Source organism: Thermopolyspora flexuosa, assembly GCF_006716785.1.
GTDB classification, from domain to species: Bacteria; Actinomycetota; Actinomycetes; order Streptosporangiales; family Streptosporangiaceae; genus Thermopolyspora; species Thermopolyspora flexuosa.
On sequence record NZ_VFPQ01000001.1, the window covers coordinates 3,589,104 to 3,612,224 of the forward strand.

Sequence of the window (23,121 nt, forward strand, 5' to 3'; positions counted from 1 at the left end):
TGGGTCGTCCTCCTCGGCTCGAAACCTCCCACGTCGGCGGGGACCGCCGGCTCGCTGCTGCACGGCCGTACCGCCCTGCCCCTGGACCGCGGCCATGGGCCTGCTCGTCGGACCGGTGGCCGTCCTCGACCACGACCGGCTACGTGCAGCCCGTCCACCCTGTCGCCTCCCTTGCCCCGCACGCGCTCATCGTCAGGCTCCGCTGGACGCCCACAGCGGCACCGCCGCGATGATCAGAGGCGGGGTGGTGGGCTACTGGCGCTTGAGGACGCGGCTTATTCCGGCCGCGATGACGTCGCGAGGATCCAGCCGATCGCGACGACGGCATAGCCGAACCACTGATCGACGGGGGTGGCGGGGCCGAAGGCCTTCTCCTGACCGAGGTCGACCACGGGGAGGAGCAGGTCGAGCGCGTACGCGAGCGGGCTGAAGGCGAGTCCGTTGTCCGCGTCGAGCGGACGGGGCGGGCGGATGGAGTAGTACCAGGTGGCGAGGGCCAAGGGCAGGAGCAGCCACGCGCCGGCGCGCAGCGGGCGGTAGCCGTAGCCCATCATGACGTCCTGGACGTACCCCCACAGGCGTCCGGGCAGGCGGAGCGTCGCCCGGCGACGGCGCTCCTTGGCGAGCAGGACGGTACGCGCGTCCTCGTCGTGGCCGATCCGGCGGAACATCGCCACCAGCTGCTCGTACGGGTGCGGCTCGTAGGTGGCGACGGATCGGCGGAGCCAGTCGAGCAGCTGTTTGGGGGGCAGCTCGGGGGTGAGGCGCTCGAAGTGCAGGCCGCCCAGCCGCATGGTTCCCGTGGTCGCCACGCCGTGCAGGTCGAGGGTCACCACCCGGGTGTCGGTCAGGTCGATGGTGCCGCTGCAGCTCTCGGGCAGCGAGACGGTCTTGGCCTCGATCTCGGACAGGTCGAGGCTCACTTGCGCGTCGGAGATCACGCGCCCGCCGGTGAGATCGAGGCTCGAGCCGATCCTGCTCTCCGAGAGCGTCAGCCACCCGCGGACGGTGACGCCGCGCAGGTCGGCGAAGTGGCCGACGTTGAGGTTCGTCGCCTCGAGGGCGCACTGGCCGGGGTTGTGCATGACGGCGCCCTCCATCCGGAGGGTGGAGCCGATGGTGACGCCGTCCAGGCGTATCTTTCCGTCCGCGACGTACGCGCGCCGGACGGGGCCGCCGCGGTCGCCGCGGCGCAGGTAGAGCGAGCCGCCGACGGACATGCGCCCGGCGGCGAGGGCGGTGCCGCCGGGGTTGAGCAGCCATGCGCCGATCATCAGCACGCTGTCCTGGACGATGGCGCCGTACAGCCTGGCCTCGCCCTCGATCGAGGCCCCGTTGGCGTGGAGGCTGCCGTTGACCTTGAGGTGCGTGCCGTACAGGGCGCAGCCGCCCACGTTGACCAGCCGGGCCTCGTCGAGTTCGAGGTTGCCGTTCACCTCGGCCCCGTACAGGCGCAGCTCGCGGGCGGTGAGCCGGGTGAGGTCGAGGTCGGTGGCCGACCTCAGGTAGTCGGCGCGCAGGGCGGGGAGACGGCTTCCGGCGAGCGACAGGTGCCGGACGTCGGCACGGTCGCAGACGACCGGCTCCGCGAACGAGCAGTCCTCCAGCCATACCGGGCAGCCGATCGTGCCGTGCGCGAGGTCGAGCCGCCCGGTGATACGAGCGCCCCTGAGCCGCAGGGCCGGAACCCGTCCCGCCTCCGGGGCGACGCCGGTGCCGAGCACGAGCCGCTCGATCACCTCCGCCCGTACGGTTCGCCGTGGCCCCCATTCCTTACCTCGGCGGGGATCGTCTTTGGCCGCGTCCCCCTCCCGCAGGTCCACCTGGACACCGCGGCGGAAGGCGTCGACCAGCCGCTGCTCGGGCGCGGTCAGGGCGAGGTCGCCGAGCAGGTGTTCCTCGGTCATGCCCTGCCCCGTCGCGAGGCACGGGCGCCGGCCACCTCGTTCAGCAGCGTGGCGGCCGCATTGGCCCACGTGACCTTCTCGCTCAGCGTGGCCCTGACCTGCTCCGCGCGTGCGAAGGCGGCGGGCACGTCGTACATGACCGTCTCGATCGCCCACGCCCAGGACTCGGCGTCCTCGTCGTCCACGCCCGACATCGGCACGATCATCCGTGCCGCGGACTCGTTGTCGAGCACCTCCTGCAGCAGCTCGGCCAGGCCACTGTTCTCGCTCACCAACGTGGGGACGCCCGTCGCGATGGCCTCGGCGGCGACGAGCCCGAATCCCTCGGAACGGGACGGCATGATGACGAGACTCGCCCGCTCCAGGTCGGCATCCAAGCGCTCCTCGTCCGCCGAGTATGGGCGGACGACGACGCCCAGCTTGGGGTTCGCGGCCCATTCCCGGATCCGTTCGCGCTGCTCGTCCGCGGTCCCCGCAGGCGCGCCTCGCACCACCAGTTCGATCGGCGGCAGCTTGTGGCGTTCCCTCCTCCGGCACACCAGCCCGCACGCACGAGCCGCCAGGTCCACACCTTTCAGCGCCGCGTCCTCTATGCGTCCGATGAAGAGGATCTTCGCCGGATGGCCCTGCGGAGGCGTCCGCGGGCTCGTATCGACCATGTCGAAGCCCGGGTCAAGCCGCAGCGGAGGCGGGGCGCCGGTTCCGGACAGCTCGGTGCGGAACCGGTTGTGCAGCCGGGGTCCCACGGCGACCAGCCGATCGGCGGTGGCGCCGAGCCGGCGTTCCAGCTCCGTGCGTTCCTCGGCACGGGTACCGGCGTCGACGCCCTGCCCGGGTTTGTGCCATTCGATCTCATCCGGTGCCATGTGCACGAAGTGGAAGCGCATGGCGTTCGGATAGAAGTCGCTCTGCAGGCACTCCGCGGCGGGCCCGGTGATCCGGCCGTGCCCGATGATGAGGTCGGGGGTCACGCCGTCGGGAAGGCGCGGGCGCCGGTAGAGCCGGGAGAGCGCGGGCAGACCGGGGACCTCCGGCGCGCGCAGCAACGTCACGCCCGCTTCGCTCGCCGCCGCGATCTCCTTCTCACTCGCCGCCGGGACGGTGCAGTAGACCTGTGCTCCTGCCGCGGCGAGCGCCCGGCACAGGTCGCGGTTGAGCGTGCTCAGGCCACCGTGCGCCGAGGCCCATTCGGTGGCGACCACGAGAACGATCGGCCTGGGTGCCCTGCGCACCCGTGACGTGACGTCCTCACCGGTGTCCTCGGCCGAGCGCCCGAGCAGGCTCAGCGCCTGCTCGATCGCACGGCCCAGGTGCACCTCGGACCGCTCCACCAGCTCGACGTCGGCACCCTCGACGTCGGCGCCGTCGCGCGGCAACAGGAGATACCCGGCCGTGAACCCGGGATCGCTCGATGACCTGATCATCTGGGCGGCGAGGAGGAGTCGCTCCTCGGCGGCCCTGCGGTCCCCAAGCCGCAGCCACGCGAGCGCGCAGTTGTAGTGGGCGAGGGCCTTCTCGGCCGGATTCTGCGTGAGGGTGACCGCGCGCTCCGCCGACTCCACTGCGGCCCGAGCGTCGCCCAGCTTGAGCGAGACGTAGGCCAGACCGTTCGCCGCAGAAAAGGTCGGCGCGAACCTCAGAGCCGTCGCAAAATGGTCACGTGTGGCGACGGTGTCGCCATCTTCATAGGCGTGATACGCGACGTGCTCATGATTGCGAGCGAAATCCTCACGCATATCATCGGGGAACCGGGCGAGCCATTCGACGACTTCTGACCAATTCCTGAGCGGCAGTCTGGTCCGCTCGGCGCGCAGCGTTCCTCCCATTTCCGAGACCCTCGCGGCCGCCGCAGTGAATTCGGGGTGCGAGCAGATGTCGAAGTCGGCGGAATCGGCTGCAAACAGCCAGCGGACCGCAGTGGCGGCACCATAGATGCAGGTCACCTCAGTGATGTCGAGTGCCCGGGGCATGCCGGCATGCAGGATGGCGTTATGGACGTAGCTGACCGCATACGGGAACGGCCCATCCTCCTCACCAGTCAGGCATTCGAGCGCCGACAGCGCTGCTTGCAGATGCTCCGCACCCATGACCGGACAACAGGTTGGCAGCAGCAGCGCGGGCGAGAGGGACATCTCATGGAGCAGGCGGGAAAGCCTCAGGGAGAGCAAAAACCTATATGAGAAGCGCCCCATGAGGAGCAGATGACGGCGGTTGGGGAGATTCTTGTGTGCCCACAGACGCACGTAGATCTCGTCGAACAGCTCGGTCTCCAGCTCCAGGTCGAGAATCCCCTCCGCATCCTCTCGCAGCACGCCCGCGTCGAGCAGCTCCGCCCGGCATCGCTCCAGCGTCTCCCGGTCGATCCGCGGATCACCCAGCAGGTTGTAGGCGAACCACACCTGATTGAGGGTCGCGTGTCCCAGCGCGGAACAGAGGATGTTGAACGCCTCCAGGCGCTCGGGCGACATCCTGCGCACCAGTTTGATCAGCCGCCGGTCGAGCACATCCCTGCCATCCTCCATCCGGGACCGGATGCTCTCGAGGATCTCGGGGGTCAGCGCCATTTTCCGCGCTGTGTTCCGCTGCCATCGCGCGAACATCTCATGGCAATAGAGCTGGATCTCGTACGGATTTCCGCCGGTGAGCGCGGTGAGTTCCGAGGCCGCGTGGTCGAAATCGTCGAAGCAGTCGACGTCCAGCCCGATGTTCCACAGCGGAAGGAGCATGCACGCACGCAGGTCCGCGGTCTCGGTGAACGGTTCCACCTTGATCTCGCGGAACTGCCGGAGGAGGGGTGAGAAGACCTCGGTGATCCGAGTGATCATGTCACTCGTTCCGGCGAGCACGAAGACGTAGCCCGGCACCCGGCCGCCGAGCGCACGCAGGATGGACAGGATGTTCTCGTCCCCTGCTATGAGCTGCGCCTCGTCGATGAGGAGTGCGATCGGCCGCCCGAGGGTCCGTACGAAATACTCCAGGTCGGCGCGGAGCGCGGGCTCGGAGACCGCACCTAGGGAGCGCGCGCTCAGGGCCAGGGACTCGGGGAACTCCAGAGGGAAGTCGTCCGGCGGTGTCCCGCCCGCGAGAACCCGGCGCACCACGGCGGGGACCGCTCCGGGCGGCGCGTCCGGCCCGCCCTGCCGCGCGAGCGCGGTCGTCAGCTCCTCGTAAAGCTTGCGGAAGAACGCGACGGGGGTCGCATCGCCCGGCACCAAGTCGACCCGGACGGGAAGCACCCGGCACTCTTTCGCGATCGCCTCGGCACGATTGAGCAGGCTGGTCTTACCGGCCGCCCGGCGGCCATGGATGGCGATATATATCGACGGCCGGTCCGGGGCCGCCTGGCCGAACTCGTATCGGAGCTTCGCGAGCTCGTCGTCACGCCCCGCGAAGAGGGACGCGTCCCGTACCGGGTTGCGATAGTCATAGGGATTCGGCAGCGCGGCGATGTCCATGGCCCCCTTTTCACCTCGCGCCGCATCCTAAATCATCCCGGAGATCAGGGGCCCGGGAAGTGTGTTTCGGCCGCTCGCCTCCGACCGATATTCGACCGCCGGTCGTACGTGCGCCCCGGAAACGCCCGTCCGCCGCCTTCTTCTCAGAAAAAGGGTGCTGGCACCCAGATTTCGATCCGGTGACGATTCGGCCGACCGGCGGCGGGCCACGCCACGGCGGGGGTGGCTTCGGCCGACGAGGGGGACACGGCGTTCCGGCTCGGCCTGAGCGGCCATGGCCGCGGCGCGTGGTCGGGTGGCGCGCCGCGGCCGTTCCGGCACCGGTCCCCGGTCAGCGGTTGGTTCGGTTGCCGCCGGTGGACGGGGTGATGTTGATGTTGCCGCCCTGGGGGACGGGGATGACCTGGACCTTGCCGTCCTGGATGGCCTTCCAGAGGACCGCGCCCTGCGGGCCGAGGACCTTCACCAGGTCCTTAATCGACTCCAGCTCGGTCTTGACCTTGGCGTTGATCTGCTGCTGGGCGAGGTTCTGCTGCTTGGCGGCCTGCTCGGCGGCGAGGGCCTCGACCAGGCTCTCCGGCGGCTCGGGCTTCTGGATGGTGAGGACGATGTCGCCGCAGTCGCCGGTGCCGGCGTAGTTGGGCTGGCAGAAGTACTCGTCGCCGGCGGTCTCCTTGATGAACTGGCGGGCGAGCTCGCCGACGCGGGCCTCCCAGCGCTGCTTGGTGTTGGGGTCGTTGAACAGGGCGCGCCACTCGAACTCCTGGCTCGCCGCGTCGAGGGCGCGGTCCAACGGCTGCTTGAGGTAGAAGTTCAGCATCCGGGTCCAGCCGTCGGACGTCTTGCCGTTGTCCTGGTAGGCCGCGTACTTCAGGCCGATGCGCTCGTGGAAGCGGCGCAGCGTCTCACAGTCGGTGTTGAGCGTGAGCGTGGCCGAGCCCGCCACGGTCATCTGCACGTTGTCCTTGCTCACCACCGTGATCGGCTTCGACTCCGCGTCCTTGGACCCGGTGAAGTCGAAGGTGCGCTGGCCGAAGGGATAGCTGTAGTAGGTGTCACCGGGACCGAGGTAGGTGGCACCGCTCGACGGGAGAATGCACCGCTCGAACTTCTTCGGTTCGAAGAGGCCACCCGCGTAGTGCAGGACGACCTCGTCGGGCGCGGTGCTCACCCTGGTGCAGCCCGTCGCCCCGAAACCGAGCAACACGGCCGCGACGACGGCGAGAGTGAATCCTCGCTTGATCCACTTCACCGCGCCCCCCGCGCTCGCGGTGGATGACTTTTTGGCATTCACCCTGCCATAACCCCCTTTATGTGCACGTGCGTTGGACGACCGTACACGATCGGGTAAAGGGGCGGTCAGGCGCCTCCGTAACGGACGGCAGGGCGAAACCGCGGCCGGAGCGGGGCCGTCAGGCCGAGCCCCACCGGTACGGCACGGCCGGGGCGGCGCGTCCGCACCGCGCGCTTGTGGGCGAAACGCCTGGTCAGTCGCCGAGTTCGGCGCGGCGGCGGGCGACGTAGTCGGCGAGCTCCTCGCGGATCGCGTCGTCGAGCGGCGGCTGCTCGTACTCCGCCAGCTTGGCCCGGTAGATCTCGCCCGCGCGGGCGGCGGCGTCCTTGCCGCCGTTGCGCATCCACCGCTCGTAGTTGTCGGAGGAGGACAGCAGCGGGCGGTAGAAGCAGGTGCGGAAGCGTTCCATGGTGTGGGCCGCGCCGAGGAAGTGGCCGCCGTGGCCGACCTCGGCGTGGGCGTCGAAGGCGAGCGAGGCCTCGTCGATCTCCAGCGGGGTGAACTCCTCCTGCAGCATGCGCAGGATCTCGATGTCGACGATGAACTTCTCGTAGCCGCTGACCAGCCCGCTCTCCAGCCAGCCCGCGGCGTGCATCACCCAGTTCGCCCCGGCGAGGAAGGTGGGCAGCATGGTCATCAGCGCCTCGTACCCGGCCTGGGCGTCGGCCACCTGCGAGGAGGTGAGGCCGCCGCCGGACCGCCACGGCAGGCCGAAGTGCCGGGCGATCTGGCCGGTGGCGAGCAGGCCGATCGCGGACTCGGGGGTGCCGAAGCACGGCGAGCCGGTGCGCATGTCGATGTTCGACAGGAACGAGCCGAAGATCACCGGGCAGCCGGGGCGGATGAGCTGGGACAGCGCGATGCCGGTGAGCGCCTCGGCGATCTGCTGGGCGAGCGCGGCCGGGATCGTCACCGGGGACATCGCGCCCATGAGCAGGAACGGGGTGATCACCACCGGCTGGTTCGCCGCGGAGTACTCGAACTGGGCGTCGAGCATGCGCTCGTCCCAGCGCAGCGGCGAGTTGCAGTTGATGAGGGCGATCACGGCCGGGGTGCGCTCGATGTTCTCCCGCCCGCCGAACAGGATCGAGGTCATCGCGATGGTGTCCGCCGCGTTCGGCCCGGACACCACGTTGCCCATGTAGATCTTGTCGGTGAGGGTCTGCAGCGCGTACGTCATGTCGAGGTGCCGGGAGTCGAGCGGCACGTCGTTCGGCTCGCACACCACCCCGCCGGCCGAGTCGAGTTCGGAAAACACCTGGGAGAGCTTGCAGAACCGGTGGAAGTCGTCGAGGGTGGCGTCCCGCCGTACGTCGCCCTCGCGCACGAACGGCGAGCCGTACACGGCGCCGAAGACCATGTGGTCGCCGCCGATGTGCACGGTGTTGGCCGGGTTGCGGGCCTGCACGTCGAACTCGCGGGGGGCCTTGGCGACCTGCTCGAGCACGAACTCGGGGTCGAAGAAGACGGTCTTGTCCTCGACCTTCATGCCCGCCCTGCGGAACAGCTCCAGCGCCCGGGGCGAGTCGAACTCGACGCCGATCTCGGAGACGATGCGCCGCCAGCCGCGGTCGAGGGTGGCCATGGCGTCGGCGGAGAGGATCTCGTAGCGGGGCATCCGATTGACGAACACGCTGCCTCCCTTGACCTCGCTGTGATCAAAATTTTACGCTCGAATTATGGAATTCGAGTCCCACAATGTGGAACTCCCGCCTGGGGGCGGCGCGAGCCGCGCAGCCCGGGCGACCGCGCGCCCGGGCCCGGCCGAGCGCCGGTCCGGGACCCAGGCGATCGACCGGGCCGCGGGCCTGCTCGTCCGGGTGATCGAGGCGGACGAGCCGCTGCCGTTCTCCCGGCTGCACGCCGAGTCCGGGCTGTCGAAGAGCACCGCCTCCCGGCTGCTGTCCGCGCTGGAACGGCACGGCCTGCTCGGCCGCGACGCGAGCGGCGCGTTCGTGCCCGGCCCGGTGCTCACCCGGTACGCGAGCCGTTCCGGCCTCGCCGAGCTGATCGCGGCGGCGCAGCCGGTGCTGGAACGGCTCGGCGAGAAGACCGGCGAGACGGTGAACCTGGCCGTGCCGTCCGGGACCGAGGTGGAGCAGGTGGCCCAGGTGGACAGCCGCTACCTGCTCGGCGCCACGAACTGGGTGGGCCTGCGGGTGCCGCTGCACTGCTCGGCGCTCGGCAAGGTGTTCGTCGCGTTCGGCGCGGCCGAGCTGCCCCGCGGCCCGCTGGAGCGGCGCACGCCGCACACCGTCACCGACCGCACCCGGCTCGCCGCGCAGCTCGCCGAGATCCGCCGGACCGGGTACGGCGTGGCGGTCGAGGAGCTGGAGCCCGGCCTGGTCGCGATCGCCGCCCCGGTGCGCGGCCGCGGTGGCCGGGTGATCGCCGCCATCTCGGTCTCGGGGCCGGCCCTCCGGCTCGACGCCGGCCGGATCGCCGAGATCGGCGCCCTGCTGGTCGCCGAGACGGATGGCCTCTCCGCGGCACTGGGATCGGCCGTCATCCGCACGGCCGGCGAGCCGGAAGGCGGGTCATGAACGAGCAGGACATCCTCCGCGGCCTGTACGACGAGACGCTGGCCGGCAACGGCCCGGCCGTACTCGACCTCACCGACCGGGGCCTTGAGCTCGGCCTCGCCCCCGAGACGATGCTGTTCGACGCGCTCATCCCCGCGCTGGAGGAGGTGGGCGCCCGGTTCGAACGGGGCGACTTCTTCGTGCCGGAGATGCTCATCGCGGGCAGGGCGATGGCCGGGGCGATGGAGGTGCTGCGGCCGCTGCTCGCGCAGACCGGCGCGTCCTCGATCGGCACGTTCGTGATGGGCACCGTCAAGGGCGACGTGCACGACATCGGCAAGAACCTGGTGAACATCATGCTCGAGGGCGCCGGGTTCACCGTGATCGACCTCGGCGTGCAGGTGCCGCCGGAGCGGTTCGTCGAGGCGGTCCGCGAGCACAGGCCGGACATCGTCGGGTTCTCCGCGTTCCTCACCACGACGATGCCGATGTTCAAGGCGAACATCAACGCGCTGGTCAAGGCGGGCCTGCGCGACCAGGTGATCGTGATGGTGGGCGGCGCGCCGGTCACCCAGGAGTACGCCGACGCGGTCGGCGCGGACGGGTACGCGGCCGACGCCTCCTCGGCGGTGCGCCGCGCCAAGGAACTGCTCGAACGCCGCCGGGCCCTGGTCTCCTGAGGAGGGCGGTCGCACATGCACACGGTCCTCCGCTCCCACGCCCGCGAGGTGGTCATCGGCCCCGACCGGCCGTTCTGCGTGATCGGCGAGCGCATCAACCCCACCGGGCGCAAGAGGTTCGCCGAGGCGCTGCGCGCGGGCGACCTCTCCCAGGTGGTCGTCGACGTCGAGCGCCAGGTCGCCGCCGGTGCCGACATGCTCGATGTGAACGCGGGCGTGCCGCTCGCCGACGAGGCCGGCCTGCTCGCCCGCATGGTCCGGCTGGTTCAGGAGCACACCGACCTGCCGCTGTGCCTCGACTCCTCGGTGGTCGAGGCGCTCGAGGCGGGCCTCGCCGTCTACCGGGGCAAGGCCCTGGTGAACTCGGTGACCGGCGAGGACGACCGGCTCGCCGAGGTGCTGCCGCTGGTGAAGCGGTACGGCGCGGCGGTGATCGCGCTCGCCAACGACGAGACCGGCATCCCGGAGACGGTCGAGAAGCGGCTGGAGATCACCGACAAGATCGTCCGGGTGGCGACGCGGGAGTACGGCATCCCGCTCGAGGACATCGTCATCGACCCGCTCGCGATGACGGTCGGCGCGGACGCCGACGCGGTGACCGTCACGCTGGAGACGATCCGCGAGATCCGCCGCCGGTACGGGCTGAACATGTGCCTGGGCGCCTCGAACGTGTCGTTCGGCCTGCCCGACCGGGCGACGATCAACGCCGCGTTCCTCGCCATGGCGATGTCCGCCGGCCTCACCAGCGCGATCATGAACGCGCTCGCCCCCGAGTGCGTCGCCGCGGTGCGCGCGGGCGACCTGCTGCTCGGCAACGACCCGTGGGGCGCGAACTGGATCGCCGCCTACCGCGCCAAGGCCGCGTCATGACGGCCGACTCCGTGCCGGTGCGCGAGGACGGCCGCCCCGCCCCGCCGCCGGAGCCGACCGCCCGGGTACGGCTGCGCTTCGAGCCGTCCGGGGTGCAGGTGAGCGTGCCGCCCGGGGTGACCGTGTTCGAGGCGGCGAGCTGGAACGGCGTCGCGATCGACTCGACCTGCGGCGGGCACGGCACCTGCCGCAAGTGCAAGGTGCGGATCGCCGCGGGCGAGGTCCCGGTCTCCCGGCACGACCCGCGGGCGTTCGACGCCGAGCGGCTGCGGCAGGGCTGGCGGCTCGCCTGCCTCGCCCAGGCCACCGGCGACCTCACCGTGGAGGTGCCGCCGCTGACCACCCGGCCGAAGGCGGCCACGGTCGGGGTGGGGCGGCAGGTGATCCTGCGCCCGGCCGTGCAGAAGCGGTACCTCGAGCTGGCCGAGCCGTCGCTCGCCGACCAGACCCCGGACGTGGAGCGGATCGTGCGCGCGCTCGACGACCTCGAGGTCATACCCGACCTGCACGTGTACCGGCGGGCCGGGCGGGTGCTGCGCGCCGCCGACTTCAAGGTGACCGCGGTGGTGGTGGGCACCGCGCTGATCGACGTCGAGCCGGGGGACACCACCGCCCGCCGGTACGGCATCGCCTTCGACCTCGGCACCACCACCGTGGTGGCCACCCTGCTCGACCTCGCCACCGGCGCCCCGGCCGCGGTCGCCTCGATGCTCAACCTGCAGCAGCCGTACGGCGCGGACGTGATCTCCCGGATCAGCGCGGCGATGCTCGACCCGGCCGCGCTCGACCGGCTGCGCGACGCGGCCCGGGACACGCTCGCCCGGCTCACCGGCGAGGTGTGCGCCCGGGCCGGGGTGGCCCGGGAGGAGGTGTACGAGATCGCGCTGGCGGGCAACGCGACCATGGTGCACCTGGCGCTCGGCATCGACCCCGAGCCGCTCGGCGTGGCCCCGTTCGTGATGGCGGCCCGTTCCTTCCCGGAGCTGCTCGCCGGCGACCTCGGCGTGCCGGTGCACCCGCGGGCGCGCGCGGTGGTGCTGCCCGCGCTCGGCGCGTACGTCGGCGGCGACATCGTGGCCGGGGCGCTCGCCGCCGGGATGGACCGGGACCGGCGGCTGCGGCTGCTCATCGACGTCGGCACCAACTGCGAGATCGTGCTCGGCGACGCCGACCGGCTGCTCGCCACCGCCGCCCCGGCCGGGCCCGCGTTCGAGGGCGCGCAGATCCGGTGCGGCATGCGGGCCGCGCCCGGCGCGATCGAGACCGTGCGCATCGACCCGGCCGCCGGGCGGGTGGCGCTCGGGGTGATCGGCGACGCCGCCCCGGCCGGGCTGTGCGGGTCCGGGCTGGTGGACGCGGTCGCCGAGCTGCGCCGTACCGGGCTGCTCGACGCATCCGGGCGGCTCGCCGACCCGGACGCGGCGCGGCGGATCTCCCCGGCGCTCGCCGAACGGCTCGCCACGGTCGACGGCGAGCGCGCCTTCCTGCTCACCGGCCCGGACGCGGCCGAGCCGGTGTACCTGTCGCAGCGCGACATCCGGGAGCTGCAGTTCGCCAAGGGCGCGATCGCCACCGGGTGGCGGCTGCTGCTCGAGGAGTACGGCGCGGCCGAGCCGGACATCCGGCAGGTGCTGCTCGCGGGCTCGTTCGGCTCGTACCTCTCCCCCGCCTCGGCGATCCGCATCGGCCTGGTGCCCCGGCTCGCGCCGACCCGGATCGTGAGCGCGGGCAACGTGGCGGGCGAGGGCGCGAAGCTCGCGCTGCTGTCGGCGCAGGAGCGGGCCGGGGCGCTCGCGCTGCTGGAGGAGGTGCGCTATGTCGAGCTCTCCGACCGGCCCGACTTCAACGACCGTTTCGTCGGCGAGCTCGCCTTCCCCGGCTGACCGGCCGCCGGAGCGCACGATCGGGGTGATCGCCTGCGGGGCGCTCGCCCGGCACCTGCGCGAGATCGCCGACCGGCGCGGCTGGCCGGTGACCGTGCACCCGCTGCCGCCGCTGCTGCACAACCGGCCACAGCGCATCGCCGCCGCGGTCGAGGCGCTCGTGGCCGAACTGCGCCCGCGCCACCGGCGGCTCGCGGTCGCGTACGCCGACTGCGGCACGTACGGCGCGCTCGACGAGGTGTGCGCCCGGTACGGCCTGGCCCGGCTGCGCGGCGCGCACTGCTACGAGGTGTTCGCCGGGCGGCTCGCGCACGACCTGATCGCCGAGGAGCCGGGCACCTACCTGCTCACCGACTACCTGGTGCGCACCTTCGACCGCTCGGTCGTCGCCGAGCTCGGCCTCGACCGGTACCCCGAGCTCCGGGACGCGTACTTCGGCCACTACCGCCGCATCGTCTGGCTCGCCCAGTCCCCCACCGCCGAGCTGCGCGCCCAGGCCGAGCGGGCGGCCGGGCTGCTCGGCCTGCCGCTCACCGTGCTGGGGGTCGGCGACGCCGGGCTGGAGCGGGAGCTGGCGGCCCTGCTCGCCGCCCGGTGACCCATCGGCACCCCGCCGGCGCGGCACCCCGGCCCTGATCCGGGAAGGGGTGGGCACGCGCCCGCCGTACCCACGGCTTGACGAGAGCCGGGAGATCGGCGGCGTCAGGTGGAGGGCACTCGACGCCCCCGGGCGTCGCCACCCGCGGTGGCATCCCCGGGGAGGGTGGCGGGCACGTGCCACCGCCCTCCCCGGCGGCGCTCCCGGCTCCCGAATTCCCTCCGGCACAGCCGCCCACGAAGGGTTATCGCGGAAATCGGGGGTAGGGGACGGCGGCGGTCATGCGGCGGGCACGTGGCCCGCGGCAGGCCGCGTCAGCCATCGGTCCACCCGGGCCGCCGTCAACGAGTACGAAGGGATCGCCCGCCATGCCGTACGCCACCGTGGGCAGGGAGAACAACGTACCGGTCGAGATCTACTACGAGGACCACGGAACAGGGCAGCCGGTCGTGCTCATCCACGGCTACCCGCTGACCGGGGACTCCTGGGAGAAGCAGACCGTCGCGCTGCTCGACGCCGGATTCCGGGTCATCACCTACGACCGGCGGGGCTTCGGCCGGTCGAGCAGGCCCACCAGCGGCTACGACTACGACACCTTCACCTCGGACCTCAACGGATTGATGGGCGTGCTCGACCTGCGGGACGCGATCCTCGTCGGGTTCTCGATGGGGACCGGCGAGGTGGCCCGGTACCTCGCCACGCAGGGGGCGGGCCGGGTCGCCAAGGCCGCGTTCATCGCCCCGCTCGAGCCGTTCCTGCTCAAGACCGAGGACAACCCCACCGGCCTGGACCGGTCGGTCCTCGACGCGAACATGGCGGCCGCCAGAAAGGACCGGTACGCCTGGTACGACGCGTTCTTCGCGAACTTCTACGACACCGACCGGTTCCTCGGCACGCCGCGGCTGAGCGAGGCCACGGTGCGCGCGAGCTGGAACGTCGCGGTGTCGTCCGCGCCGTACGCCGCGGCGGCCTGCGTGCCGACCTGGTTCACCGACTTCCGCCAGGACGTCGCCAAGATCGCCGAGATGGGCCTGCCCACGATGATCATGCAGGGCACCGCCGACCGCATCCTGCCGATCGACGCGACGGGCCGCCCGTTCCACGCCGCGCTGCCGAGCGCGAACTACATCGAGATCGAGGGCGCCCCGCACGGCCTGCTGTGGACCCACGCCGCAGAGGTGAACGAGATCCTCCTGTCGTTCGTGTCTTAACCCGCCCTTAGGAACGGCACAGCGTGCGCCTATCGCGGTCACGGCTTGACTGAGTGCCATGAGAAACAGGACGAAGCTGGTCATGGCAGGTGTCGGGATCGCCGCGGTGCTCGGCGGCGGGAGCGCGGTCGCGCTGGCGGCCAACGCCCCGGCGCAGGTGCCCACGGCGGCGCAGGGCTTCCGCGCCGAGCCGACACCGTCCCCGTCGACCGCCGAGCCGAAGGCGGCCGTGGAGGACACGGTCACCCGGGAGCAGGCGATCGAGATCGCCACGAACAAGGTCCCGGGCGCACAGGTCACCGACGTCGAGCGCGACCGGGAGCACGGGCGGCGCGTCTGGGAGATCGAGCTGCACAAGGGCGACCAGGAGTACGACGTGCACGTCGCCACCGACAGCGGGGAGATCGTCAAGTTCCACCAGGAGCACGACGACGACTGGGACGATGACGACCGCTACGACGATGACGACGACCGGGACGACGACGATTACGACGACTGAGGCCGGCTCGCCGTACCCGGCCGGTTGAGCGGCGGGGACCCGCGCGGGCGAGGTGCCCGCCGCACGACCGGGACGATCGCACCCACCTACGGCACCGTCGCACCGCAAAGGGGCCCTTCTCCTCGGCATCGGCCGTGCGGAGAGGGCCCTGTCTCGGGTCCGGGAGCCGGTACGGCCGGCACGCGGCGGACGTACCGGACGATCAGGCGACGAGGCCCGGCCGGAGGCGGTGCCTAGTCGGTCTCGGTGTCGGTCTCGACGGTGTGCACCGGCCCGGACGCGGAGCAGCGGACCTCGATCTCCACCTCGCCCCGGTCGCTCTCGAACGTCACCTTGGCCGACTCGTCCGGCCCGGGATCCACGTCGTCGACCTCGTACCCCTGGGCCGGGCTCCACGACCGCAGCGTCACCAGGCCGCCCTGGCAGCGGGCGACCACGCTGCCGCCGCGCGTGGTGATCACCCTGCTCACCGCCGTCGGCGTCGGCGCGGGCGTGGCCTCGGGCGTGGGCCGCGGGCTCGCCTCGGCGGAGGCGGTGGGGGTGGGCTCCGGCACCGCCGGAGACGAGGACGGGCCGGGCGACGGCCGCGTGGGCCGCGGCGAGGCCTCGGCGCGGGCGAGCGCGTCGCGCGCCTCCTCGGCGGACAGCACGTCGCCGGGGCCGCCCGCGAAGGTGCGGCCCACCAGGCCGATGACGGCGATCCCCGCGCCGGTCGCGACCAGGGCGGTGAGCACCCAGCCCGCCACCACGAGCAGCAGCCGCCGGTTCACCGCGTCACCGTCCTCTCTGGTCGCCGTGCCGTTCCCCGGGCTCCTCCACCCTTCCAGTGGCAACGCTAAGCGGGGGTTAAGGCGGCGCTAACGCGTGGTGCGGCAGGCGAGGCGACGGGTTACGGTGGCAGGGATGGCCGGGGTTCTGCTCATCGAGGACGACGTCGCGATCCGCACCGCGCTCACCCGCGGACTGCGCGAACGCGGCCACGCCGTGTCCTCCTCCGGCACGGCGATGGACGGGCTGCGCCAGGCCCTCGCCGAACGCCCCGACCTGATCGTGCTCGACCTGGGGCTGCCCGACCTCGACGGCGCCGAGGTGCTCCGCATGCTCCGCGCGGTGAGCCGCACGCCGGTGATCGTGGCCACCGCGCGCGACCAGGAGTCCGACATCGTGCGGCTGCTCGACGCCGGCGCCGACGACTACGTGGTCAAGCCGTTCAGCGCGGCCCAGCTCGACGCCCGCATCCGGGCCGTGCTGCGCCGCCTCGGCGAGAGCCGTACCGACGACGTGATCGTCGTGGGCGAGCTGCGGCTCGACCCGCGCGCCCGGGAGGCGACCCTCGCGGGCGCCCCGCTCGACCTGAGCCCGCGCGAGTTCGACCTGCTGCACTACCTCGCGGTACGGCAGGGCGAGGTGGTGACCAAGCGCGAGCTGCTCGTCGAGGTGTGGCACGTGCCGTACGGCGGGGCCGACAAGACCGTGGACGTGCACCTGTCCTGGCTGCGCCGCAAGCTCGGCGAGACCGCCCAGGAGCCGCGCTACCTGCAGACGGTGCGCGGCGTCGGCGTGAAGCTGGTCGCCCCGTCATGATCCGCCCGCCCCTGCCGGACGCGCCCCGCACGCCCGGCGGCCGTGACCGCCGCCCCGGCCCGGCCGGACCGCGATGAGGCGCTGGCTGGCGCTGCTGGTGGCGGCGACGACCTCGCTCGTGCTGGTCGCGCTGCTCGTCCCGCTCGCGCTGCTGATCCGCACCGCCGCGGAGAACGCCGCGACCGGCGAGGCGACCCGCACCGCCGAGTCGGTGGCCGTCGCCGTGGCCGTCGAGGACGAGCAGGCCCTGGAGCTCACCGTGGAGCGGGCCTCGGCCACCGGGTACCCGATCACGGTCTTCCTCCCGGGCGGCCGTACCCTCGGCGTCCCCGCGCCGCGTTCCGCCGCGGTACGGCTCGCCGCGCGCGGCCGCAGCGTCACCGCCGAGGCGCCGGGCGGCCGGGAGATCCTCGTCGCCGTGCAGGGCCTGCCCGAGGGCACGGCCGTGGTCCGCGTGTTCCTGAGCGACGCGGCGCTCACCCGCGGCGTCGCCGAGGCGTGGCTCGGCATGCTCCTGCTCGGCCTCGCCCTGGTCGGCCTCGGCATCCTCGTCGCCGACCGGCTGGCCCGCGCCGTGATCCGCCCGGTCACCGCCCTCGCCCAGGTGTCGCACCGGCTGGCCGCGGGCGACCTGTCCGCGCGGGCCGAGCCGGGCGGCCCGCCCGAGGTGCGCTCGGTCGCGACGGCCCTCAACCACCTGGCCGACCGCATCGACGAGCTGCTCGCCGAGGAACGCGAGACCGTCGCCGACATCTCCCACCGGCTGCGCACCCCGCTCACCGCGCTGCGCCTGGAGGCCGAGTCGCTGCGCGATCCCGAGGAGGCGGCCCGGGTCGAGGCCCGGGTCGACGCGCTGGAACGCGCGGTCTCCGCGGTCATCACCGACGTGCGCCGCCGCAGGCGGGAGCGGGGGTCCTGCGACGCCGCCACGGTGGTGGCCGACCGGGTCGCGTTCTGGTCGGTCCTCGCCGAGGACCAGGGCCGGGCCGTCACCGTGGACCTCGCCCCCGCCCCGCAGCCGGTCGCGGTGGGCGCCGACGACCTCGCCGCCTGCGTGGACGCGCTGCTCGGCAACGTGTTCGCGCACACCGCCGAGGGCACGCCGTTCACGGTACGGCTCGCGCCCACCCCGTCGGGCGTCGAGCTCACCATCGCCGACGCCGGGCCCGGCTTCCCGCCGGACCTTGTGCACGGCGCGCTGCGGCGCGGCCACAGCGGGGCGGGCTCCACCGGGCTCGGCCTCGACATCGCCCGCCGTACCGCCGAGTCCGCGGGCGGCGCCCTCCGCCTCGCCGCGGCGCCGGGCGGCGGTGCCCAGGTCACCCTCCTGCTGCCCTCCCCCGCCCCCGGGGACGGGTGAAACGCGCAGGTCGACGGGCGACCGGCCGGTGTGGCGGGGTGCCGGATCGGCGGTCACCGTGATGGCGCAAAAGTGATCAAAGCCGACGTGGGCGTCGCTAACATGATCTTCACGTGAGTACCAGTGTGGTTCACGTCGCGCCGGACGTCCCGGTTTGTGAGGGGACTCCGGTGCGCCGCGGGGGGCGTCCATGACCCGGCCCGCGGACATCATGTCCTTCACCTTCGCGAGCGCCTGCCTGGTGTGCGGGGTGGTGCTCGGCATCCTCCTGCGCGCGCTGTTCGGCCGGCTCGCGCAGCGGGCCGCCTCCACCACCAGCCAGTGGGACGACCTGTGGTGGAACATGTTGCGGCAGATCGCCCTGCCCGCGACGGCCATCACCGGGGCGTGGTGGGCGACGAACATCCTGCGGCTGGAGGAGCCGGTACGCGGGTTCGTCGAGCGGGTGCTCCTCGCCGCGATCGTGCTCACGGTCTCGTTCACGATCGCGCAGTTCGCCGCCAACATGGTGCGCTCGGTCGCCCTCTCCCGATCGGGGGTGGCGAGGTCGGCGAGCATCTTCGTCCTGCTCACCCGCGGCACCATCGTCGGCGTCGGCGTCATGGTGCTGCTGCAGAGCATCGGCATATCGGTCGCGCCGCTGCTCACCGCGCTGGGCGTGGGCGGTCTCGCCGTCGCCCTCGCCCTGCAGGAGACGCTGCGCAACCTCTTCGCCGGCATCCAGATCCTGGCCTCGAAGAAGGTCCAGCCCGGCGACTTCGTGCGCCTCGACACCGGTGAGGAGGGGTACGTCGACGACATCAACTGGCGGAACACCACCGTGCGCCAGCTGTCCGGGAACATCGTGATCGTGCCGAACGCGCACCTCGCCGACACGGTGATGACGAACTACCACCAGCCGGTGGAGGAGACGTCCGTCACCGTGAAGGTCGGGGTGAGCTACGACAGCGACCTCGACGAGGTCGAGCGCATCACGCTCGAGGTGGCGCGTGACGTGCAGCGGACCGTTCCAGGCGCGGTGCCCGACTTCGAGCCGCTGATCCGCTTCAACACCTTCGGCGAGCTCCGGATCGACTTCTCGGTGATCCTGCGCGCGAGCGAGCCGTCGGCGCAGTACCTCATCGTGCACGAGTTCATCAAGCGCCTGCACCGGCGCTACCGCGAGGAGAACATCGAGATCCCCTACAAGCCCTACGAGTCGCTCCCGCCCGCCGAGGAGGCCAAGCAGGAGCGGCCCGAGCTCACCGCGGCCCGCTAGGCGAACGCGCGGCCGGGCGACACCGGCACGCGAACCCGCCTTCGATCGGCGGTGACGCGCTCATCGGCCCATTCGCCGTGGCATGGACGACCACGGCGAATGGGCCGGGCCGTTTTTCGGCGGCCCGCCGGCCCGGCATGGCCGGCCGGAGGCGTTCCCGAGGCTGCGACTCACCGGGGTGCGGCCTCGGCGGTCCCTCGGCCCTGCCGTACCGGCTCGCCGAGCGGAACGCATGCCTCCACCGTGCGCCACACCCGGTCACGTCACGGGCTCCGCCCGGGCCGGTTCGGCGATCTCGCGGGGCGCGGCCAGGACCACCCTCGTCCCGGCGAGCCGGTCCAGCACACGCCGGCGGTCGCCGACCAGGAACGGCACCCAGTCCAGCCAGGCCGCCGGGCCGAGGAGGAAGCCGAGGCGGCGGACGATCCCGGAGATGCCGCTGATCCGCAGGCCGGTGCCGGTGACCACGCGCAGGCCCAGCAGATACTTGCCGGGCGTGGTGCCGGTACGGCTCTCGATGAGGCCGAGCCCGAGCACCGACCAGGCCAGCGCGAGGGGGATGCCGACCGTGAACAGCGCCCCGGCGTGGTCGTACCCGCCGCAGCCGAACGGCGAGGAGACGCAGAAGGTGTCGCCGAGGCGGATGTACCACGCCGGCGGGAACGCCCAGGCCACCTGGTCGCGCGTGGCCAGGTCCCGCAGCACGAGGGTGACCGTCAGCACGATCAGCGGCAGGTTGTCGACGGCGGCCGCCACGAGGCGCCGCGTGGCTGGGGCCGGGTCGGCGAGCCGTACCCGGGCGAAGGACTTCGCCGCCGCCTCGGGATCGCCGAGACGGCGCAGCGCCTCGTCCAGTTCGCCCGCCTCGGCGGCCTCGGTCAGGTGATCGGTGAGTTCGGCGACGATCGCCCGCCGTTCCCGGACGGGGCCCGGCAGCAGGGCGGCCACCTCGCGCGTGTACGTCTCGATGACCTTGCGGTCGCGCTCGCCGGTGCGCTGGTCGTAACTCATCGGTGCACTCCGTCCAATGTGTCGAGCAGGGCGCGCATCGCCTCGACGAGCTCGCTCCACTCCGCCCGCAGCAGGGCCAGGTGAACCCGGCCGTCGCCCGTGATCGAGTAGTACTTCCGCGGCCTGCCCCGGCCGCCCTCCACCTCCCAGGAGGACACGATGAGTCCCGCGTCCTCCAGGCGGTGCAGCAGCGGGTAGAGCGTGCCCTCCTTGATCTCCAGCACGCCCGCACCGGCGCTCTGCAGCAGTTTCAGCAGCTCGTACCCGTAGCGCCGACCCGAGCTGAGGATCGACAACACGGCCAGCTCGGCGGTGCCCCTGGCCAGCTCGCGCCGGAGCCGGTGCAGCGTCGGGGCGCCCTCCTCATCGATGTCCGTCACTCTTTCACGGTACGACCAGATACTTGGTGCGGCAAGGTATAAGGCCGGATAAGGCTCGGGCGACAGGCGGACCTCACTGCGGCGTTACGTCCAGGCGCCTGCGGCGGGCCAGGCGCGGACCGCGCAAGTGCGGGCGGGCATGACCTGGCGCTGCGGCGGATACGCGCTGGTCGGCCGAAGGGGCCGCAAGGGTCAGACAGCGCTCGGCCTGTCTGCCGTCCACCTTGTGGGCGGGAGCCTGCGCGTGGCGGCCCGGGCGGCGACGGCCGCCGGGTGGATGTTGACGGGCGGGCGCGACAGCGGCTTCCGCACAGTCCTTCTGACTCGTCGCGTATGGCGAGCACCGGGAGGATCACCGACGCCGCCTGGCCGGGGCCGGTCCCGCGAGACGTGACCGCGGGCCGCCGGTGTTCTTGTTGCGGACCGGTCGAGCCTCGGTGGCGGCTACAACCGGTTGGGCTGTTCCTCGTTCGGCCGGTCCGGCTTCGGCTCGTCCGCCGGGGCGGCCGTCTGCGGCGGCAGGTTGCTCGCGGTGGTGCCAATAGCCGGTCTCCGGTGGCCGGCATGATCGATCCCGCGCCGTCGGCGGCCCCGGTCATCATGGACCCGACGCGACCAGAGCCGGGGCCGAGAGGGCGGCGCCGCGCCGTTGGCGCCGGAGGCGAAGGTCAGCGGCACTGCTCCAGCATCGCGCTCTTGTCGGCCGTGGTGACCGGAAGGTCGTACTTGAGCGCGACCTGGGCGAACCGCGTCACGTAGGCGCAGCGAATCCTGCGGTTCGGCGGAAGCCAGGAGGCAGGGCTGGCGTCGCCCTTGCTGGAGTTGGTGGAGCCGTCCACGCCGAGCAGGTTGAGCGGGTCGTTCGCGATCTGGACCCGCTTCGCCTTCGGCCAGCGCGAGGCGCCCATCTGCCAGCTGTACGACAGCGGCACCACGTGGTCGATCTGCACCTTGGCCGCCTCGGCCTTGCGCCACTCGATCGTGGTGCCCGTGTAGGGGTCGTAGATGGTCATCGACTCCAGCACGCAGTCGGAGCCGGACCGGTACTTCAGGTTCGTGCCGTCCCGGGCGAGCACGTCGTTGCGGGTGTCGCACCCGTTGCGGGCGAGCGGTACGCCGGTGGCCGTGTCCGCCCAGGCGTAGCCGTACTCCTCGCGGGAGTAGCCGGTCTTGGGGCCGCGCCCCCTGGTGGCGAGCTTCTCGATGAGGGCCCGGGCCTCCTCCTTGTCCTTGGCCGAGATGATCGGCGCGAGCCCGGGCTTGGTGCCGTCCGGGTTGTCGAGGGGGTTGGTGCCCGGTTCGGACGACCCGCCGTTCGATCTGGCGGACCCTGCGTCCGTCTCCAGACCGACCGCGTCCACCAGGCCACAGCCGGTCAGCGCGGCCGCCGCCGCCAGCATCGCCACAGCCGTCCGAATTACGCGCATCCCCCACCTCAAAACCGGTTAATGAACATGCAAGCCCCAGGTATAGCAAACAGCCGATTTCCCGGCGATAGCCGTACCGGTGAGCAGCACACCGCCGCGGCGTGGGGCAGGTCGTTCCGGCTGCGACAGGTTTCAGCCCGCGAGCACCCCGGCCAGCCAGTCGTAGACGATCGACGAGGTCAGGGCGATGTTGCCGATGCCGCAGTGCGCGTCGGCGCCGTCGGCCACGGTCAGCCGGTGGAACCGCTTGTGCGGGACGTCGAGGCGCTCGTGGAAGGACGCGGCCTGGGCCCGCTGCACCGCGCTCTCCCCGTCCGCGGACAGCGACAGCACGGGCACGGTGATCCTCTCGACCAGGTCGGTCAGGCGGAAGGCCCGGGTGAGGCGCAGGAACTCGCCCAGCGACGCGGCACCTGTGGTCCACAGCATGGAGTTCTCGATCGTCGCGGCGAGCGTCCAGTCCAGCGCCGCGGCCTGCCGGTGGACCTCGTCCCAGAACGCGTCGGGCGCGTCCGGCGGTGGCGGTGTGGGCAGCGCCGTGGTGATCGCGTCCATGATCGCCTCGTGGATGTCGAGGATCGGGGCGTTGGCGACGAGCGCCGCGACGCGCCGGTCGAACGCCGCCGCGCGGGGCGCGAGATAGCCGCCGAAGCTCAGCCCGTACAGGGCGATCCGGTCCGGCCGTACCTCGGGGCGCGCGGCCACGTGGTCGAGTACCGCCCCGAGCGGCACCTCGGCGTCGGCGCGCATCACCTGGCCGGGATGGTGGTGCAGCAGCCCGCGCTGCCCCGGCCCGTGGAACAGCACGACGTTGAGCCCGCGGGCGAGCGCCTCGGGCACCCCGGCGAGGAAGTACAGCTCCTCGCCGTGCCCACCGCCGCCGCCCCAGATCACCACGGTGGGCCGGGGCGCGCCGTCGCCTGCCGCGGCGAAGAAGTAGCCGGGCAGGTTCGGGCCGTCGCGGTACGGCACGCGCAGCCGCTCGGCCGGCGTGCCGAGCAGCGGCAGCGCCCGGTCGAAACAGGACACCCCCTCGTCGTACAGCGCCGCGGCCTCGGCCGGGCGGCTCCGGTCGACGAAGAACTCGGCGGCGCGCAGGTAGTTGTAGGCACGGTGGAAATGCGTGCGGGCGGTCGCCGTCCGCCCCGCGGCGAGGGCCTCCCGCGCCCGGGCCGCGTTCGG

The 23,121-nt window shown here is 72.3% G+C and carries 19 protein-coding genes; 10 read left to right on the forward strand and 9 right to left on the reverse strand.

The annotated features are described in order from the left end of the window. Positions 1–275 precede the first annotated feature (275 nt). The 4 genes from FHX40_RS15225 to FHX40_RS15240 all read right to left on the reverse strand — a co-directional run bounded on the left by FHX40_RS15225 (position 276) and on the right by FHX40_RS15240 (position 8,289). A complete protein-coding gene (locus FHX40_RS15225) occupies positions 276–1,907 on the reverse strand; it encodes a hypothetical protein (RefSeq protein WP_142260238.1) in 1,632 nt (543 codons plus the stop codon). Further along, complete coding sequence (locus tag FHX40_RS15230; protein ID WP_142260239.1) at positions 1,904–5,362, reverse strand: glycosyltransferase; 3,459 nt, start codon at positions 5,360–5,362, stop codon at positions 1,904–1,906. The genes FHX40_RS15225 and FHX40_RS15230 overlap by 4 nt, the downstream gene beginning before the upstream one ends. Positions 5,363–5,693: 331 nt before the next feature. Then, positions 5,694–6,569 carry an SPFH domain-containing protein gene (locus FHX40_RS15235; protein ID WP_229788359.1) on the reverse strand — a complete coding sequence of 292 codons (876 nt, stop codon included), beginning with the start codon at positions 6,567–6,569 and terminating at the stop codon, positions 5,694–5,696. Between the two features lie 280 nt (positions 6,570–6,849). Next, positions 6,850–8,289 (reverse strand): trimethylamine methyltransferase family protein, encoded by a 1,440-nt coding sequence (locus FHX40_RS15240; RefSeq protein ID WP_142260241.1) that lies wholly within the window; start codon positions 8,287–8,289, stop codon positions 6,850–6,852. A 46-nt stretch (positions 8,290–8,335) separates the two neighbouring features. Between FHX40_RS15240 and FHX40_RS15245 the strand changes: the two genes are divergently transcribed. From FHX40_RS15245 to FHX40_RS15275, 7 genes are all read left to right on the forward strand, one after another. After that, a complete protein-coding gene (locus tag FHX40_RS15245) occupies positions 8,336–9,199 on the forward strand; it encodes an IclR family transcriptional regulator (RefSeq protein ID WP_142260242.1) in 864 nt (287 codons plus the stop codon). Next, on the forward strand, positions 9,196–9,858 hold the full coding sequence (locus FHX40_RS15250; RefSeq protein WP_142260243.1) for a corrinoid protein: 663 nt from the start codon (positions 9,196–9,198) through the stop codon (positions 9,856–9,858). The genes FHX40_RS15245 and FHX40_RS15250 overlap by 4 nt, the downstream gene beginning before the upstream one ends. Before the next feature lie 15 nt (positions 9,859–9,873). Then, on the forward strand, positions 9,874–10,728 hold the full coding sequence (locus FHX40_RS15255) for a dihydropteroate synthase (RefSeq protein WP_142260244.1): 855 nt from the start codon (positions 9,874–9,876) through the stop codon (positions 10,726–10,728). Beyond that, positions 10,725–12,611 carry an ASKHA domain-containing protein gene (locus tag FHX40_RS15260; protein ID WP_142260245.1) on the forward strand — a complete coding sequence of 629 codons (1,887 nt, stop codon included), beginning with the start codon at positions 10,725–10,727 and terminating at the stop codon, positions 12,609–12,611. The genes FHX40_RS15255 and FHX40_RS15260 overlap by 4 nt, the downstream gene beginning before the upstream one ends. Positions 12,612–12,636: 25 nt before the next feature. Continuing rightward, complete coding sequence (locus tag FHX40_RS15265; protein WP_211350281.1) at positions 12,637–13,209, forward strand: DUF1638 domain-containing protein; 573 nt, start codon at positions 12,637–12,639, stop codon at positions 13,207–13,209. Between the two features lie 368 nt (positions 13,210–13,577). After that, on the forward strand, positions 13,578–14,420 hold the full coding sequence (locus tag FHX40_RS15270; RefSeq protein WP_142260247.1) for an alpha/beta fold hydrolase: 843 nt from the start codon (positions 13,578–13,580) through the stop codon (positions 14,418–14,420). Between the two features lie 58 nt (positions 14,421–14,478). Further along, on the forward strand, positions 14,479–14,919 hold the full coding sequence (locus FHX40_RS15275) for a PepSY domain-containing protein (RefSeq protein ID WP_142260248.1): 441 nt from the start codon (positions 14,479–14,481) through the stop codon (positions 14,917–14,919). 233 nt (positions 14,920–15,152) lie between these two features. Here the strand turns inward: FHX40_RS15275 and FHX40_RS15280 are convergent, their stop codons facing one another. Further along, on the reverse strand, positions 15,153–15,689 hold the full coding sequence (locus FHX40_RS15280; RefSeq protein ID WP_142260249.1) for a septum formation initiator: 537 nt from the start codon (positions 15,687–15,689) through the stop codon (positions 15,153–15,155). Between the two features lie 133 nt (positions 15,690–15,822). Here FHX40_RS15280 and FHX40_RS15285 point away from each other — a divergent pair, with 133 nt between their 5' ends. From FHX40_RS15285 to FHX40_RS15295, 3 genes are all read left to right on the forward strand, one after another. Continuing rightward, positions 15,823–16,503: a response regulator transcription factor gene (locus FHX40_RS15285; protein ID WP_142260250.1), complete on the forward strand. Its 681-nt coding sequence runs from the start codon at positions 15,823–15,825 to the stop codon at positions 16,501–16,503. 73 nt (positions 16,504–16,576) lie between these two features. After that, entirely contained in the window at positions 16,577–17,863 is a 1,287-nt protein-coding gene (locus tag FHX40_RS15290) for a sensor histidine kinase (RefSeq protein WP_142260251.1), read from the forward strand. Between the two features lie 190 nt (positions 17,864–18,053). Continuing rightward, entirely contained in the window at positions 18,054–19,121 is a 1,068-nt protein-coding gene (locus tag FHX40_RS15295) for a mechanosensitive ion channel family protein (RefSeq protein WP_142260252.1), read from the forward strand. A 258-nt stretch (positions 19,122–19,379) separates the two neighbouring features. Here the strand turns inward: FHX40_RS15295 and FHX40_RS15300 are convergent, their stop codons facing one another. The 4 genes from FHX40_RS15300 to FHX40_RS15315 all read right to left on the reverse strand — a co-directional run bounded on the left by FHX40_RS15300 (position 19,380) and on the right by FHX40_RS15315 (position 22,968). Then, positions 19,380–20,132, reverse strand: a complete 753-nt coding sequence (locus FHX40_RS15300) for an RDD family protein (protein ID WP_142260253.1) — start codon at positions 20,130–20,132, stop codon at positions 19,380–19,382. After that, a complete protein-coding gene (locus FHX40_RS15305; protein ID WP_142260254.1) occupies positions 20,129–20,512 on the reverse strand; it encodes a PadR family transcriptional regulator in 384 nt (127 codons plus the stop codon). The genes FHX40_RS15300 and FHX40_RS15305 overlap by 4 nt, the downstream gene beginning before the upstream one ends. A gap of 668 nt (positions 20,513–21,180) precedes the next feature. Further along, positions 21,181–21,912, reverse strand: coding sequence for an HNH endonuclease family protein (locus FHX40_RS15310; RefSeq protein WP_244941615.1), 732 nt, complete (start codon positions 21,910–21,912; stop codon positions 21,181–21,183). A 159-nt stretch (positions 21,913–22,071) separates the two neighbouring features. Continuing rightward, positions 22,072–22,968 (reverse strand): alpha/beta hydrolase family protein, encoded by an 897-nt coding sequence (locus FHX40_RS15315; RefSeq protein WP_170198846.1) that lies wholly within the window; start codon positions 22,966–22,968, stop codon positions 22,072–22,074. Positions 22,969–23,121 lie beyond the last annotated feature (153 nt).

Coding starts and splice junctions, on each gene's coding strand:
- FHX40_RS15225 (WP_142260238.1), bottom strand. CDS start 1,907: ATGACCGAGGAACACCTGCTCGGCGACCTCGCCCTGACCGCGCCCGAG.
- FHX40_RS15230 (WP_142260239.1), bottom strand. CDS start 5,362: ATGGACATCGCCGCGCTGCCGAATCCCTATGACTATCGCAACCCGGTA.
- FHX40_RS15245 (WP_142260242.1), top strand. CDS start 8,336: ATGGAATTCGAGTCCCACAATGTGGAACTCCCGCCTGGGGGCGGCGCG.
- FHX40_RS15250 (WP_142260243.1), top strand. CDS start 9,196: ATGAACGAGCAGGACATCCTCCGCGGCCTGTACGACGAGACGCTGGCC.
- FHX40_RS15255 (WP_142260244.1), top strand. CDS start 9,874: ATGCACACGGTCCTCCGCTCCCACGCCCGCGAGGTGGTCATCGGCCCC.
- FHX40_RS15260 (WP_142260245.1), top strand. CDS start 10,725: ATGACGGCCGACTCCGTGCCGGTGCGCGAGGACGGCCGCCCCGCCCCG.
- FHX40_RS15270 (WP_142260247.1), top strand. CDS start 13,578: ATGCCGTACGCCACCGTGGGCAGGGAGAACAACGTACCGGTCGAGATC.
- FHX40_RS15275 (WP_142260248.1), top strand. CDS start 14,479: ATGAGAAACAGGACGAAGCTGGTCATGGCAGGTGTCGGGATCGCCGCG.
- FHX40_RS15285 (WP_142260250.1), top strand. CDS start 15,823: ATGGCCGGGGTTCTGCTCATCGAGGACGACGTCGCGATCCGCACCGCG.
- FHX40_RS15290 (WP_142260251.1), top strand. CDS start 16,577: ATGAGGCGCTGGCTGGCGCTGCTGGTGGCGGCGACGACCTCGCTCGTG.
- FHX40_RS15295 (WP_142260252.1), top strand. CDS start 18,054: ATGACCCGGCCCGCGGACATCATGTCCTTCACCTTCGCGAGCGCCTGC.
- FHX40_RS15300 (WP_142260253.1), bottom strand. CDS start 20,132: ATGAGTTACGACCAGCGCACCGGCGAGCGCGACCGCAAGGTCATCGAG.
- FHX40_RS15310 (WP_244941615.1), bottom strand. CDS start 21,912: ATGCTGGCGGCGGCGGCCGCGCTGACCGGCTGTGGCCTGGTGGACGCG.